Origin of the sequence: Corynebacterium sp. NML180780, assembly GCF_007786415.1 — a bacterium.
Taxonomy (GTDB): domain Bacteria; phylum Actinomycetota; class Actinomycetes; order Mycobacteriales; family Mycobacteriaceae; genus Corynebacterium; species Corynebacterium gottingense.
Genome location: NZ_VNKN01000005.1, coordinates 56,514 through 70,283, shown reverse-complemented (window position 1 = coordinate 70,283; position 13,770 = coordinate 56,514). Strand labels below are relative to the sequence as shown.

The following is a 13,770-nucleotide window of genomic DNA, read 5'->3' as shown; positions in this document are numbered from 1 at the left end:
CAGGATCTGCCTGTGGCCCACGAGCTAGCACCCGCCTCGTGTGAGCCGCACCATGCATTCCGTCGCCCACGTTCAATGCTTCAGCTGTGAGAAGGGATGCCGCCTGTGAGCACCACCATTGACCTCAACGCCGACCTGGGAGAAACCACGGCCGGCAACCCCGTCGCCGACGATGCGGCCATGCTCGGCATGGTGTCGAGCGCCAACGTCGCCACCGGCTTCCACGCCGGCGACCCCCACACCATCGCGGCCACGCTGGCTGCCGCCGCGGAACACGGCGTCTCGGTCGGCGCCCACATCGCCTACCACGATCCGGCCGCGTTTGGCCGCCGCTTCGTGGACTACGAGCCGGGCATGCTTGCCAGCGAAACGCTGTACCAAATCGGCGCCCTCGACGCGCTCGCCCGCGCCCAGGGCCTGCAGGTGCGCTACGTCAAACCCCACGGTGCCCTCTACAACGCGATCGTGCACCACGAGGCGCAGGCCAAGGCGGTCATTGACGGCATCAAGGCCTTCGACCGCGACCTACCCGTCATGCTGCTCCCGGGTGGCGTGGCCTGCGACATTGCGGAGCGCGCTGGGCTGCGCGTGATCCGCGAGGCCTTCGCCGACCGCGGCTACAACCCGGACGGCACGCTGGTGTCGCGCCGCGAGCCGAACGCGGTGATGCACGACCCCGAGCAGGTCGCCCAGCGCGTCCTGCAGGTCGCCGCAACCGGCTCCGTGACCGCCATCGACGGCACCGAGGTGCAGGTGCAGGCCGAGTCTGTCTGTGTCCACGGCGATTCGCCCGGCTCCGTCGAGCTCACCCGCAGCGTGGTCGAGCGGCTCGGCCAGTCCGGAATCACGATCGCGAGCTTCCTATGAGCGTACGCATCACCCCGGTAGGCACCCGCGGGCTCATGGTGGACCTGCCCGACCTGACCACCGTGATGAACTGGCACGCCTTCCTCAAAGCGAACCCGCTGCCGCGCCAGACCGACGTCATCGCCGCAGCCCGCACCGTGCTCCTCACCTTCGACTCCCCGACGGCGACGCGAGAGGCGGCGGGGAGGTTGGCGTCGATAAGCCCGAGCTCCGCCGAGCAGCGCGCACCTCGCGACGTGGAGATCGCAGTGCTTTACGACGGCGCCGACACCGCCTCCCTGGCCGAATCCCTGCACATAAGCGTGGACGAGCTGATTGCGTGGCACACCTCCACGAAGTGGGTCGCGGCTTTCGGCGGGTTCGCCCCCGGCTTTACCTACTGCGTGCCGGAGGACCCGGCGCGGGCACTGAGCGTGCCGCGACTGACTTCCCCGCGGACCGAGGTGCCCGCCGGCGCCGTGGCCGTGGCGGGCGAGTTCTCCGCGGTCTACCCGCGCACCTCACCGGGCGGTTGGCAGCTCATCGGCACCACGCACACCCCGATGTGGGACTCCGCCGCGACCCCGCCGGCGCTCGTCGCACCCGGCGACCGGGTTCACTACCGCGCCGTTGACACGCTCGAGGACGCCACCGAGACGAGCCACCACCACCTGGCCACGCCGCCGCGCCGCCCCATCTTTTCCGTGGAAGACCCGGGCATGCAGACCCTCTACCAGGACCTGGGCCGGCAGGGCAACGGCAACCTCGGCGTGACCACGTCCGGGTCGGCGGACCGGGCGAGCGCGCGTACCGCCAACGCCGCGGTGGGCAACAAGCGCAACGCCACCCTGCTGGAGAACATCGGCGGGCTGACGCTGACGGCGCTGGCTGAGACGGTCATCTGCGTCACTGGCGCCGACGCGGACGTGACGGTAGGCGGCCGCCCCGCCCTGCTGGCCACGCCGACGATCGTGCCCGCCGGCGCGGAGGTCGTCGTGGCGCCCGCCCGCCTGGGGATGCGCACCTACATCGCGGTGCGCGGCGGGCTCATCGCCGACACGGAGCTGGACTCCGCCGCGACAGACATGCTCTCCGGGCTCGGTCCCGATCCGATCCGCGCGGGTGACACCATCGCCATGTCGCTCACGCGACCCCAGTCCGCGAACGCGCTGCTGTCCAACCCACTGCGCGTGCGCAAGGAGGGCGCGACCACCACGGGCACCGTCCGCGTGGTGCTCGGGCCGCGCGACGACTGGTTCAGCCCCGCGGCGATCGAGCAGTTCCTCTCCACCACCTACACCGTCACCGCGGAATCCAACCGCGTCGGCCTGAGGCTGGACTCCGAGCAAGGCCTCGAGCGGGCGCGCACCGAGGAGCTGCCCTCCGAGGGCATGGTCGCCGGTTCCGTGCAGATCCCGCCGTCGGGCCAGCCCGTCGTGTTCCTGCGCGACCACGCCGTCACCGGCGGCTACCCGGTCATCGCCACGGTGATCAACGAGGACGTCGACATTGCCACCCAGCTCCCGCCCGGGGGCACCATCCGCTTCGAACTGTTTGAGGAAAAGAATGACTAACGCCACCCCGCACCAGCCGCTTACCGCCGTCCTAATTGCCAACCGCGGAGAGATCGCCGTGCGCATCGCGCGCACCGCCCGCGACCTGGGCATCCGCTCCATCGCCGTCTACTCCGAGCCGGACACCGGCGCGCTGCACACCCAGGTGGCGGACGAGGCCTACCTCCTGCCGGGCAAGACCTCGGCGGAGACGTACATGAACATCCCGGCGCTGATCGACATCGCTCACCGCGCCGGCGCGGACTGCCTGCACCCCGGGTACGGCTTCCTGTCCGAAAACGCCGACTTCGCCCGCACCGTCGAGGAAGCGGGCCTGCGCTGGGTCGGCCCGCCGCCGGAGGCTATCGAGCTGCTGGGCGACAAGCTGTCCGCCCGCGCGCTCGCCGTCAAGGTCGGCGCGCCGCTCGCCCCCGGCACCGGGGAGCCGCTGGAGACCTGGGAAGAGGCGCGCGACTTTGCCACCGAGCACGGCATGCCCATCGCCATCAAGGCGGCGTTCGGCGGCGGCGGGCGCGGCCTGAAGGTCGTTTTCGACGAGGCCGACATCGAGGAGGGCTTTGCCTCCGCGGGCCGCGAGGCGAAAGAGGCGTTCGGGCGCGGCGAGTGCTACGTGGAGAAGTTCCTCGTCCACCCGCGCCACGTCGAGGCGCAGGTGCTTGCCGACGCCCACGGCAACGTCGCCGTCTTGAGCACCCGCGACTGCTCCACCCAGCGCCGCTTCCAGAAGCTCATCGAGGAGGCACCGGCGCCGTTCCTCACCGACGAGCAGCGCGCCGCCATCGAGGAGGGCGCACGCGCCATCTGCCAGCAGGCCGGCTACCAGTCCGCGGGCACGGTGGAATACATCGTCTCCGAGGACGGCACGGTATCCTTCCTGGAGGTCAACACCCGCGTGCAGGTGGAGCACCCCATTACCGAGCAGGTCACCGGCGTGGACATCATCGCCGAGCAGTTCCGCGTCGCCGCGGGCCTGCCCCTCTCCTTCGCCGGGAAGGACCCCGAGGTCAACGGCCACGCCTTCGAGTTCCGCATCAACGCCGAGGACATCACCAACGGCTTCGCCCCCTCCCCCGGCACGATCACCCGCTTCGACCTGCCCACCGGCCCCGGCATCCGCGTCGACTCCGGCGTGATGACCGGGTGGACCATCCCCGCCTACTACGACTCGCTGATGGGCAAGCTCGTCGTCTGGGGCCCGGACCGCGGGACCGCGATGTGCCGCGCCGAGCAGGCGCTCAAGGAGTTCTCCATCGGCGGCGTGCGCACCGTCCTGCCGTTCCACCGCGACATGATCACCGCGCCGGAGCTCACGGGCGACTCGCTCGACGTCTACACCGACTGGGTCGACCACAACTACTCGCCCTCGGCGCAGCACGAGGTGGAGGACATTGAGCACATTTACGACGATCGCACGTCCCTGGTCATCGAAATCGACGGCAAACTTCACACCGTCGGCGTGCCGGTCGCGCTGCTCTCCGGCGGCGGAGCTGCGGGCGGCGACGCCGAGCCTGCTCCCGGTACCGCTGATGCCGCTGGCGCAGTCACGGTGAAGTACGAGGCGACCATCGTCGAGTGGCTCGTTGCCGACGGCGACGTGGTGTCCAAGGGCGACGCCGTGGCCACCATCGAGGCAATGAAGATGGAGTCCAGCGTGAAGGCTACCCGCGACGGCCAGATCTCCCTGGCGGCGGCCGCGGGCGAGCGCGTGAAGGCGAACGCGACGATCGCCACGATTTCCTAGGGGACGCTAGGGCACCTGGTACTCGGCGTCGTGCACGTCCGTGATGAGCATCTTGCCCGGCGAGTGGCAGATGGCCAGGTCCGGCCTCGAGTGCATGACGATGGACTGCGGGGTCACCCCGCACGCCCAGAACACGGGGACGGCGCCCGCCGGGATGTCGATGGCGTCGCCGAAGTCGGGCTGCCCGAGGTCCTCGATGCCGATCAGGGAGGGGTCGCCCACGTGCACGGGCGCGCCGTGCACCGCTGGGTAGCGCGAGGTGATGCGCACCGCGTCTGCGACCTGGCCGGCCGGGATCGGGCGCATGGACACCACCATGGGGCCCGCGAATACGCCGGCGGGCTCGCACTGCAGGCTCGTGCGGTACATGGGCACGTTGCGGCCCTGGGCGATGTGGGCGACGGGGACGTGGGCGTCGAGAAGCGCCCGCTCAAACGTGAACGAACAACCAATGAGGAAGCCGACCATGTCCTCGCCCCAAGAGGCGGTAGCGTCGGTGGTTTCCTCGGCGAGCTCGCCGTGACGGTAGATGCGGTAGGCGGGGATGTCCGTGCGGATGTCGCCGCCCTCCATGAGGTGTGAGCTGACCTGGCCGGGCTCGAGGACGCCAATGACGGGGCACGGCTTCGGGTTGCGCTGCGCGAACAACAGGAAATCGAAGGCGTGCTGCTTGTCCACTGCGATCAGGTTGGCCTGCACGTTGCCCGGCGCGAAGCCTGCGGTCGTGGTGACGTTGTGCTCGCGGAAGTAGGCGCGCGCCTCCGCCGGAGTCATGGCTGCCGGGTTTATGCCCACAGCGCGCCCAGCTTCGTCAGGGACATCACGCCCAGGACGATGGAGCCGAGCAGCACAACGAAGCCGATGATGAGCAGCGACTTCGGGTACTGGTACCCCTTGAGCAGGTCCGGGCGGCGCCACGCGGCCCACATCACCACGGCGAAGCCGATCGGCAGGATGATGCCGTTAAACGCGCCCGCGAAGATGAGCAGCATCTGCGGCGCGGCGCCCATGAGCAGGTACGCCACCGCGCACACCACGATGAAGGAGACGGTAAGCAGGTTGCGGGTGCGCTCCGAGGTCTGCTGCGTGGTGACGAAGGAGACCGAGGTGTAGGAGCAGCCGATCACCGAGGACAGCCCGGCCGCGAAGAGGACGAGGCCGAACGCGCGGAGGCCGAACTCGCCGGCCGCCTGGTAGAAGGCGTCCGCCGCGGTGTTGTCCTCGGACAGCGCCACGCCGGTGGCCACCACGCCGAGCACGGCGAGGAAGAGCAGCACGCGCATGATGCCAATGACGATGATGCCCAGCACCGAAGAGCTCGTGATTTGCTTGATGTTTTCCAAGCCCGAGTTACCGGAGTCAATGAGGCGGTGGACGCCGGCGAAGGTGATGTAGCCGCCGACGGTGCCGCCGATCAGGGTGGTGATGGTGAGGAAGTCGACGCGCTCGGGCAGAACAGTCTGCTTCAGCGCCTCCCCCACCGGCGGCTGCGAGACGATCGCCACGTAGAGCATGAGCAGGATCATGATGGCGCCGAGCACCACCACGATGCGATCCAGCGCCACGCCGGCGCGCTTGGACAGGAAGACGAGGACGGCGATCGCCGCGGAGATGCCGCCGCCGATCTTCGGGTCCAGCCCCAGCATGGCGTTCACGCCCAGGCCGGTGCCCGCGATGTTGCCGATGTTGAAGACCAGCCCGCCGATGAACACCAGCGCCGCCATGAACCAGCCCAGGCCAGGCAGCACGATGTTGCCCAGCTCGTTGGCGCGCAGCCCGGAGATGCCCAGGACGCGCCACACGTTGAGCTGGATCGCAATGTCCACGATGATGGACAACAGGATGGCAAAGCCGAGTGCTGCGCCCATCTGGACGGTAAAGACCGAGGTTTGGGTGAGGAACCCGGGGCCGATGGACGAGGTCGCCATGAGGAAGACGGCGCCGACCATCGCGCCGATCCCCTTGCCGGAGCCTTGCGCGGCTTCTCTGGTCTGTTGCTCTTGAGTGGCCATTGCGGTGACCCCCATTTCGTTATACGCGGGAAAGTGACCCACGTAATGTTAGGCGATCATGTGACCTACGCGCCACTGCGCCCTACCCCTCGAGCTGCTCACCCAGCTCCAGCCACTCCATCTCCAGCTCGTCGCGCTGGTCTTTCAGCTCGCCGACCTGCCTCGTCTTCGCCCCGATCGCCTCGAAGTCGGGCGCGTCCTGCGCGGACATCGCAGCAATCTCGCCCTCCACGGCGGCGATCTGCTCGTCCGCCTTCGCGATCTTGCGGTCCAGCGCCTTCATCTTCTTCTGCAGCTCGCGTGCCTCCTGCGAGCTCAGGGCCTGTTGCTTCTCGACGCCCCCGTGCTCCTTCTCCCCCAAATCCAGGGGACCCGACGACGTGGACGTGGCCACGCGCCGGTCCAGGTACTGCTGGATCCCGCCCGGCAGGTTGGTCAGCTTCCCGTCGCCGAACAGGGCGTAGGTGACGTCCGCGATGCGCTCGATGAGGTAGCGGTCGTGCGAGATCACCACGAGCGTGCCCGGCCAGGAGTCGAGCAGATTTTCCAGCTCCTGGAGGGTGTCGATGTCCAAGTCGTTGGTTGGCTCGTCCAGGAGCAGCACGTTCGGCTCGCTCATGAGCACGCGGGTCAGCTGCAGGCGCCGCCGCTCGCCGCCCGAGAGGTCGCGCACCGGGGTGCGCTGCCGCTTCGGCGAGAACCCGAGCCGCTCGGCGAGCTGGGAGGCGGAGATCTCCTTGTTGCCCACGTGGACGTAGTTGGCCACGTCCTCCACCGCGTCGATGACGGTGCGGGAGGGATCCAGGTCGTCGAGCTCCTGGCGCAGCCACCCGATGCGGGTGGTCTGGCCTTCGACGCGTTTGCCGTCGTGAAGCGCGTGCTCGCCGGCGAGGGTGCGCAGCAGCGTGGTCTTGCCGGAGCCGTTGACGCCGACGAGGCCGATCCGCTCGCCCGGGGCGAGGCGCCAGGTGAGGTGGTCCACGAGGGTCCGGCCGTCGGGGGCGTCGATGCGCGCGTCCTCCAGCTCGATGACCACCTTGCCCTGGCGCTGCTTGGAAAAGGCCATGAGCTCGATCGAGTCGCGCGGGGCGGGCACGTCCGCGATGAGCGCCTCGGCGGCCTCGATGCGGTAGCGGGGCTTGGAGGTGCGGGCCGGGGCGCCGCGGCGCAGCCACGCGAGCTCCTTGCGCGCCAGGTTTTGCCGGCGCTGCTCAATCGCGTCGGCCTGGCGGGCGCGCTCGGCGCGGGCGAACGTCCAGTCGTTGTAGCCGCCCTCGTACACGTCGACCGTGCCGTCGTGGACCTCCCAGGTCAGGGTGGCTACGGTGTCGAGGAACCAGCGGTCGTGGGTGACCACCACCACGGCGAGCTTGCGCGAGAGCAGGTGCTTGGCCAACCACTGCACCCCCTCCACGTCCAGGTGGTTAGTCGGCTCGTCGAGCACGATCAGGTCCAGGTCCTGCACGAGAGCGGCGGCGATGTTCACGCGGCGACGCTCGCCGCCCGAGAGGTTGCCCACCTGGGTGTCCAGGCCGAGCTCCGCGACGCCGGTGCCCTGGAGGACCTCGCGCACCTTGCTATTCGACGCCCACTCGAACGTCTGCAACCCCAGCGGCTCCACCACCGCCTGGCCTACGGTGAGCTGCTCGTCCAGGTCGAAGCGCTGCGTCACCACCGCCATGCGCAGGTCCGAATTGTGCGACACGCGGCCCGCGTCCGGCGGCTCGATGCCGGTGAGCACCTCGAGCAGCGTGGTCTTACCGCCGCCGTTGACGCCGACGATGCCGATGCGGTCGCCGGTCTGCACGCCGAGCGAGACCCCGTCCAGCAGGGTCTTCAGCCCCCACGTCTTGGACACGTTTTCCAGATTGATCAGATTCGCCATAACGAACCTGAGTTTACTGTGCCGCCTGTGCCCCCGGCGCAGGTCCCGTGGCGCCGAAGGACTCGTAGTCCGGGTAGCGCTCGCGCACCTGTCCCAGCACCTGCTCGGCCGCGGCGGCGTCGCGGCACAGCAGCGCGATCGTCGGCCCGGAGCCCGACACCATCGAGCGCGCGACGCCGGGCAGCGCTCCGGCAAAGGCGAGGATCTCCACGAGGATCGGGCGCATGGTCGTGGCGGCCGCCTCGAGGTCGTTGTGCATCGCGCGGCCGAGCTCGTGGGCGTCGCCCCGCGTCAGGGCCCGCGCTACCGTGGCGGTGCCCAGGCGCGGGACGAGTGCGGGGTCATTGTGCCGCAAGTCATCGAGCAGGCCGAACGCCTGCCCAGTCGGGATACCCACCTTGGGGTTGAGGAACACCCAGTGAGTGCTGCCGCGGGTGAGCATCTCCACGAGCTCGTCGCCGCGACCGGTGCCGAGCGCGGTGCCGCCCATGAGCGAGAATGGGACGTCCGCGCCCAGTTCTGCGGCGAGCCGGTGAAGCGTGTCTCGGCCGAGCTCGCTGCCGGCAAATTCGGCGAGGTAGGCGTCCGCCGCCACGAGCGCGGCCGCCGCGTCGGCGGAGCCGCCGGCCATCCCGCCGGCGACGAAGACCTGCTTGTCCACCTCGATGTGCACCGGCGGCAGCGCGGTGACTATCTCCGCGCCGCTGCGGCGGTACTCGTCCACCACCGCGTCCACGGCGCGCCAGGCCAGGTTGAAGGGGGCGTCGATGTGTTCCTCCGGGCGCCGCACCCCGAACGTGGTGGTCATACCGGTGACCACGCTGCCGGTGGACACCGGGGGCGCGTCCTGCACGACCAGCGTCACCGTCTCGCGGCGATCCACCGCCTGGAAGACGCTGACCAGGTCGTGGTAGCCGTCCGAGCGGGCCTCGCCAACGCCCAGATGCAGGTTGACCTTGCCGGGGGCGGATGCGGAGAAGCGTTGCGCACCGTTGCTCATCGCGCCTCCCCGAGCCGGATGAAGTCCTCGACCCCCAGCTTTTCGCCGCGCAGTCCGGGGTCGATCCCGGCCGCCGTGAGCGCCTCCTCGGCGGCCGCGGGGGTGCCGTAGACCTGGGCGAGGGTCGAGCGCAGGGTTTTGCGGCGTTGGGAAAACGCGGCGTCGATAAGCGGGAAGACCTTGGGGCGCACGGCGCGGCGCGCGGCATCAGCGGTGACGTCGATGCGCACGAGGCCCGAGGAGATGTTCGGCGCGGGCCAGAAGACGTGCTTACCAATGGTGCCGGCGAGCGAAACGTCGCCGTAGAACGCGGCCTTGACGCTCGGCACGCCGTAGATCTTCGAGCCCGGCTCGGCCGCGAGGCGATCAGCGACCTCTTTTTGCACCATCACCAGCACGCGGCGGATGGTGGGGAACTCTTCCAGCAGGTGCAGCAGGACCGGCACGGAAACGTTGTAGGGCAGGTTTGCCACCAGCGCGGTCGGCGCGACGTCCAGGTCGGCGCGGGTCACCGCGAGCGCGTCGATGTTGGTCACCGTCAGCTTCGCGGCGTGGTCGGGGGCACGCTTCTCGACGGTCTGCTGCAGCCGGCCTGCCAACCGCGGATCAATCTCCAACGCGGTGACGTGGGCGGCGGTGTCCACCAGGCCGAGGGTGAGCGATCCGAGCCCGGGGCCGACCTCCACGACGACGTCGTCCGGGGTCAGCTCCGCGGCGGCGACGATGCGGCGCACCGTGTTCGGGTCGTGCACGAAGTTTTGGCCGAGCTTCTTCGTCGGGGTGACGTCCAGCTCGGTGGCGAGCTCGCGGATCTCGACGGGGCCCAGCAGGTGGGATTGGCTCATGGGGATCCAGCTTACCCAGCCGGGTGGGGCGCGGAGCGACTAGCCAATGCCCAGCTTGGCGGTGCAGGCGGGCCATGCGCCCCAGCCCTGCGCCGCCTGGACCTTCTCGGCCACGGCGATCTGCTGCTCGCGGGTCGCCTGGTTGGCGCTCGGGGCGTAGGCGGTGCCGCCGAAGCCGGCCCAGGTGCCCGGGGTGAACTGCAGGCCGCCCTGGAAACCGTTGCCGGTGTCGATGGCCCAGTTTCCGCCGGACTCGCACTGCGCGATGGTGTCCCACACGGAGCCACCCGCGACGGACGGGGCGGCGGCGCCGGTGTTACCCTGCTCGGACTTGGCGGCCTTCTTGGTGCCGCGGTGGATCACGGCCGGGCGCGCTTCCTTGGTCTCGTGCGCGGACGCGATGAAGGTCTCCTCCGGCACGCCGTTGACCACGACGGTGTGGCGCACGACCTGCTTCTCGCCCAGGACCTCTTCCTTGCGGACCTCCTCGGTGCCCTCCTCGAGCTCCGGGTCGTCGACGTACTCGGCCGGGGCCTTCACGTCCATGATCTCGCGGTCCTTGAGCAGCTCGACGCGGTCCAGCGTGATCTGCATGTTCGGGGTCACCGGCGCATCCAGGGCGACGTTGAGGCGGTCGTTGGAGTCGAAGGTCACGCCGCGCTCGGCGAGCAGGTCGCCGACGGTCTTCGCGGCGGCGGAGGTGTAGGTGACGTTGCCGCCGTCATTGATGGCCACGATCTTCGGGGTGGTCACATCCACGTTCAGCCCCTCGGTCACAGGCTGGTCGCGGTCCACGTCGGTCGCGGCGTTGGCCGCCAGGCCCGCCTCGTCCATAAGATCGCCCACGGTGGCGGCGGTGGAGGTCAGCTCCTGCGCCACGCCGTCAACCACCACGGCGACCGGCTTGGCGGTGCGCACAGTGACGGTGTCGCCGTTGGCCAGCTTCTCGCCCGGCGCCGGGTAGACCACGTCCTTGTCGCTCACCTGCACGCCGGCGGCCTCGAGGGCCTTGTTCACGTCGCCGGAGAAGGTGGAGACGTTGGTGGCCTCACCGTTCACGTCGACGGTGATGTCCTTCTGCGCGGCGACGGCAGCGGTGGCGCTGCCGACGATCGCGGCGCCAGCCACAGTGCTGGCCACAACGCGCCGTGCAGCGGGGGTGCGGGAGGTGGTGCGGGACATAGCGGGGATGGTTCCTTCTGTGATACGACCGTGTACTACTGCGGTAACAATACGGTAACGGCGCGGGGTTTACAAGATTGTGACCTCCGCGCGTGTCGCACTCCACAGCCCTATCGCAAACGTGCCGCCACTCGGCGCTTCTCCCTCCTCAGGCACCACTTTTGTCACACGTTGAACACGCGATCAAACGTTGCCGAGACCTCCTCGGCGAGCGCCTCGACCGCCATTCCCCGCGCCTCGGCGACCACCTTTGCCGTGTGCCCGATCAGCGACGGCTCGTTGCGCGCGCCCCGGAACGGCTCCGGTGTCATGTAGGGAGCATCCGTCTCAATGAGCAGCTGGCCGGCCGGCGCGAGCGCCGCCGCCTCCCGCATGCCGTCGTTGCGCTTGAACGTCACGTTTCCCGCGAAGCTCAGCACGTAGCCTCGCTCGATCGCCTCGCGCGCCACCTCCACCGGCGAGGAGAAGCAGTGCAGCATCACCTCGCGCGGGGCTGGCGCGTCCGCCAAAATGCGCATGAGCTCGGCGTCGCCCTCGCGGTTATGAATCATGAGCGCCTTCCCGCTCTCCACCGCCAGGTCGATGTGGAAACGCAGCGCCTCCTCCTGCACGTCCAGCGGGGCGGTGCCGTCCGCGTCGTGCTTGAGCCAGTAGGTATCGATGCCGGTCTCCCCCACCGCCACGCAGCGCTCGTCCTGGACCATTTCGCGCAGGCGGTCTCTCGTGGGCGCGTCGAGCTCGTGCGCGCGGGTCGGGTGGATCGCGCAGGCAGCGAACACGCGCTCGTTCGCGTGGGCCGCGGCCAGCGCGAGCTCGGCCTCGTCCAGCCCGTCGCCGACGGTGCACATCCGCTCGACGCCCGCGTCCACGGCGCGGGCCACCATCGCATCGACCTCGTCGCGGGTGCGGGCGCCGGCGGAGGCGAGGTGGGTGTGGGCGTCGATAAGCTTGGCGACGCGTTCTGCGGGCACTGGTGTGGGGCGTGGCTTCTTTTTGCTCATACAGTAGAGCCTATGGCATTCCAAGATTTGGACCCGCAGACCCGCACCCAGCTCGACCGCGACCTGGCCGAGGCCGCCGGCCGTGGCATCAACGGCGACGTCGACGCGGTGGTGAAGAGCTTCGAGCACACGCTCGGGTATTATCACCGGCTCCCCGAGGACGTGCGCCGCGGCTACCCGCGCGGCGAAACCGCCCGAATCTTCGGCGCAGCGCTTGGGGCCGCGCTCGTGCGCGACCACGGCTTTGCGTGGCAATTGCTTTTCGACGACTACGGCACCGACCTCGTCGTCGCCCGCGACATCGAGACCGCCGCACCGAAGTACGCCGCCCCCATGGTGATCGTGGACGCCCGCTTCGAGGACGCCGAGCCCGGCAAGCTCACCGCCTTCGTGCAGCAGTTCCTGTGAGCACTTTGCTAGGTTCAAGCCCATGGCTTCCTTTGATCGCGTCACCGTCCCCGCGCACACCGCAATCCTCGTGCGCGACACCGTCAGCCCCACCGAGATGGCCGCGCTGACCGGCCAGGCTCTGCCCAACCTGCGCGAGTTCCTCATCTCCACCGGCGCCGAGCCAGGGGCCGCGCGCGCCTACATCTTGTCCGAACCTCACGGCACCTTCGACGTCGGCGTCGGCTTTGTGGTGGACGAGCAGGATCTGCCACTGGTGGAGCCGTTCGCTGGGGATACTGGCGATGACCGCGTCGAGCTGGCGCACTTCGATGCGACGACGGCGCTTGTCCACCGCCACACCGGCCCGCGCACTGAACTCTCTGGGGCGTGGCGCGAGTTCGCCGCCGAGGCCGAGGCCGCCGGCGAGCCGCTCGGCGCGGGCAGCTTCGAGGAGCTCATGTCCGATACCGTGACGGACCTCTACCTGCACCTGCGCTAGCAAAGCAGCTTGTCGACGAGCCCCGCCCCCGTCACCTCGCGCGTCCCCGGCCCCAGGCGCGGGTCAAGGTCCTTTGCACACGGCACCATGTGGCCGAAGCCCTCGATGGTGGCCAGGTGCACCGGGGCATCCCCGTCCCAGGTATCGAGGTGGACGTGCTCGCTCAGCTGCGTCCGCCCCCGAAACGAGGCGCCGTTGCGCGCCGCGAAGTACGCGGCGGAATCGACCGCCGAGCGGGTCACGCCGCGGTTGTTGCCGCCGATACCGGCCATGCCTCCCTCGTACGGGACGAGCGGGTCGGCGGTCCCCTGCACGCACAGGATCGGGGTCGGGTTCCAGGCGTGCGATGGGTCACGCGGGGGAAGCGTGTTCTCCTCGGTGGGCATGGATGCCCCGAAGAGGGCGGCTGCGTGGAGGGTGGCGGGGGCGTCGATAAGCATGCGGATGAGCATCTGGCCCCCGTTGGAGAATCCGCAGCCGATGACGCGCTCGTGGGGGTAACGCGCGAGGAGCGCGGTGAGGAAGCCGACGTCGTCGACGCCGAGCGTGCGGGCCGACTCGCGGAAGCCGCGGCGCAGGTCGTTGAAGTGACGGCCCACCCCGTCCGGGTAGATGATGGTGTGTCCGAGCGACTCGAAGGTGCGGTCCGTGAAGTTGCGTGCGACGTTGCCCGACTGGCGCGAGCCGTGCAAAAACAGGATCAGCGTGCCGGTGTCCCCGCCGGGGACCTCGACCCAGGTGCGCGTGCGCCCGCCGAATTCCAGCGAGCGCTTCCGCGGTCGTTGCTCGGTCACC

The 13,770-nt window shown here is 69.5% G+C and carries 13 protein-coding genes; 5 read left to right on the top strand and 8 right to left on the bottom strand.

The annotated features are described in order from the left end of the window. Nucleotides 1-96 precede the first annotated feature (96 nt). Genes FPP74_RS04350 through FPP74_RS04340 form a run of 3 tightly spaced genes read left to right on the top strand, consistent with a single transcriptional unit; the run spans nucleotide 97 to nucleotide 4,161 of the window. Nucleotides 97-867, top strand: coding sequence for a LamB/YcsF family protein (locus FPP74_RS04350; RefSeq protein ID WP_095535722.1), 771 nt, complete (start codon nucleotides 97-99; stop codon nucleotides 865-867). Beyond that, nucleotides 864-2,420 carry an urea amidolyase family protein gene (locus tag FPP74_RS04345; RefSeq protein ID WP_144717246.1) on the top strand — a complete coding sequence of 519 codons (1,557 nt, stop codon included), beginning with the start codon at nucleotides 864-866 and terminating at the stop codon, nucleotides 2,418-2,420. Before FPP74_RS04350 ends, FPP74_RS04345 begins: the two co-directional genes overlap by 4 nt. After that, a complete protein-coding gene (locus FPP74_RS04340; protein WP_144717245.1) occupies nucleotides 2,413-4,161 on the top strand; it encodes a biotin carboxylase N-terminal domain-containing protein in 1,749 nt (582 codons plus the stop codon). The genes FPP74_RS04345 and FPP74_RS04340 overlap by 8 nt, the downstream gene beginning before the upstream one ends. A 6-nt stretch (nucleotides 4,162-4,167) precedes the next feature. Here the strand turns inward: FPP74_RS04340 and FPP74_RS04335 are convergent, their stop codons facing one another. The 7 genes from FPP74_RS04335 to FPP74_RS04305 all read right to left on the bottom strand — a co-directional run bounded on the left by FPP74_RS04335 (nucleotide 4,168) and on the right by FPP74_RS04305 (nucleotide 12,086). Beyond that, nucleotides 4,168-4,956 (bottom strand): putative hydro-lyase, encoded by a 789-nt coding sequence (locus FPP74_RS04335; protein ID WP_370511789.1) that lies wholly within the window; start codon nucleotides 4,954-4,956, stop codon nucleotides 4,168-4,170. Next, the gene (locus FPP74_RS04330; protein ID WP_186439386.1) at nucleotides 4,947-6,110 is read right to left on the bottom strand and encodes an NRAMP family divalent metal transporter; all 1,164 of its coding nucleotides are present in this window, start codon (nucleotides 6,108-6,110) and stop codon (nucleotides 4,947-4,949) included. The genes FPP74_RS04335 and FPP74_RS04330 overlap by 10 nt, the downstream gene beginning before the upstream one ends. Before the next feature lie 145 nt (nucleotides 6,111-6,255). Further along, nucleotides 6,256-8,058 (bottom strand): ABC-F family ATP-binding cassette domain-containing protein, encoded by a 1,803-nt coding sequence (locus FPP74_RS04325; protein ID WP_144717242.1) that lies wholly within the window; start codon nucleotides 8,056-8,058, stop codon nucleotides 6,256-6,258. A gap of 13 nt (nucleotides 8,059-8,071) precedes the next feature. Beyond that, nucleotides 8,072-9,058, bottom strand: coding sequence for a 4-(cytidine 5'-diphospho)-2-C-methyl-D-erythritol kinase (locus FPP74_RS04320; RefSeq protein WP_144717241.1), 987 nt, complete (start codon nucleotides 9,056-9,058; stop codon nucleotides 8,072-8,074). After that, nucleotides 9,055-9,903, bottom strand: coding sequence for a 16S rRNA (adenine(1518)-N(6)/adenine(1519)-N(6))-dimethyltransferase RsmA (gene rsmA, locus FPP74_RS04315; RefSeq protein WP_144717240.1), 849 nt, complete (start codon nucleotides 9,901-9,903; stop codon nucleotides 9,055-9,057). The genes FPP74_RS04320 and rsmA overlap by 4 nt, the downstream gene beginning before the upstream one ends. 39 nt (nucleotides 9,904-9,942) lie before the next feature. After that, nucleotides 9,943-11,085, bottom strand: coding sequence for a resuscitation-promoting factor (locus FPP74_RS04310; protein ID WP_144717239.1), 1,143 nt, complete (start codon nucleotides 11,083-11,085; stop codon nucleotides 9,943-9,945). A gap of 164 nt (nucleotides 11,086-11,249) precedes the next feature. Next, a complete protein-coding gene (locus FPP74_RS04305) occupies nucleotides 11,250-12,086 on the bottom strand; it encodes a TatD family hydrolase (RefSeq protein WP_144717238.1) in 837 nt (278 codons plus the stop codon). Between the two features lie 12 nt (nucleotides 12,087-12,098). Here FPP74_RS04305 and FPP74_RS04300 point away from each other — a divergent pair, with 12 nt between their 5' ends. Continuing rightward, the gene (locus FPP74_RS04300) at nucleotides 12,099-12,494 is read left to right on the top strand and encodes a DUF3806 domain-containing protein (protein WP_144717237.1); all 396 of its coding nucleotides are present in this window, start codon (nucleotides 12,099-12,101) and stop codon (nucleotides 12,492-12,494) included. 22 nt (nucleotides 12,495-12,516) lie between these two features. Continuing rightward, entirely contained in the window at nucleotides 12,517-12,975 is a 459-nt protein-coding gene (locus tag FPP74_RS04295; protein WP_144717236.1) for a GyrI-like domain-containing protein, read from the top strand. Here FPP74_RS04295 and FPP74_RS04290 read toward each other — a convergent pair. After that, nucleotides 12,972-13,769 (bottom strand): PHB depolymerase family esterase, encoded by a 798-nt coding sequence (locus FPP74_RS04290; protein WP_144717235.1) that lies wholly within the window; start codon nucleotides 13,767-13,769, stop codon nucleotides 12,972-12,974. The two genes, FPP74_RS04295 and FPP74_RS04290, sit on opposite strands and share 4 nt — an antisense overlap. Nucleotide 13,770: the final 1 nt, after the last annotated feature.

What these genes read in the sequence shown, in the direction of transcription:
- FPP74_RS04310 (WP_144717239.1), bottom strand. Translation starts at nt 11,085, where the DNA reads ATGTCCCGCACCACCTCCCGCACCCCCGCTGCACGGCGCGTTGTGGCC.
- FPP74_RS04295 (WP_144717236.1), top strand. Translation starts at nt 12,517, where the DNA reads ATGGCTTCCTTTGATCGCGTCACCGTCCCCGCGCACACCGCAATCCTC.
- FPP74_RS04340 (WP_144717245.1), top strand. Translation starts at nt 2,413, where the DNA reads ATGACTAACGCCACCCCGCACCAGCCGCTTACCGCCGTCCTAATTGCC.
- FPP74_RS04305 (WP_144717238.1), bottom strand. Translation starts at nt 12,086, where the DNA reads ATGAGCAAAAAGAAGCCACGCCCCACACCAGTGCCCGCAGAACGCGTC.
- FPP74_RS04325 (WP_144717242.1), bottom strand. Translation starts at nt 8,058, where the DNA reads ATGGCGAATCTGATCAATCTGGAAAACGTGTCCAAGACGTGGGGGCTG.
- FPP74_RS04330 (WP_186439386.1), bottom strand. Translation starts at nt 6,110, where the DNA reads ATGGTCGGCGCCGTCTTCCTCATGGCGACCTCGTCCATCGGCCCCGGG.
- FPP74_RS04345 (WP_144717246.1), top strand. Translation starts at nt 864, where the DNA reads ATGAGCGTACGCATCACCCCGGTAGGCACCCGCGGGCTCATGGTGGAC.
- rsmA (WP_144717240.1), bottom strand. Translation starts at nt 9,903, where the DNA reads ATGAGCCAATCCCACCTGCTGGGCCCCGTCGAGATCCGCGAGCTCGCC.
- FPP74_RS04350 (WP_095535722.1), top strand. Translation starts at nt 97, where the DNA reads ATGCCGCCTGTGAGCACCACCATTGACCTCAACGCCGACCTGGGAGAA.
- FPP74_RS04320 (WP_144717241.1), bottom strand. Translation starts at nt 9,058, where the DNA reads ATGAGCAACGGTGCGCAACGCTTCTCCGCATCCGCCCCCGGCAAGGTC.
- FPP74_RS04300 (WP_144717237.1), top strand. Translation starts at nt 12,099, where the DNA reads ATGGCATTCCAAGATTTGGACCCGCAGACCCGCACCCAGCTCGACCGC.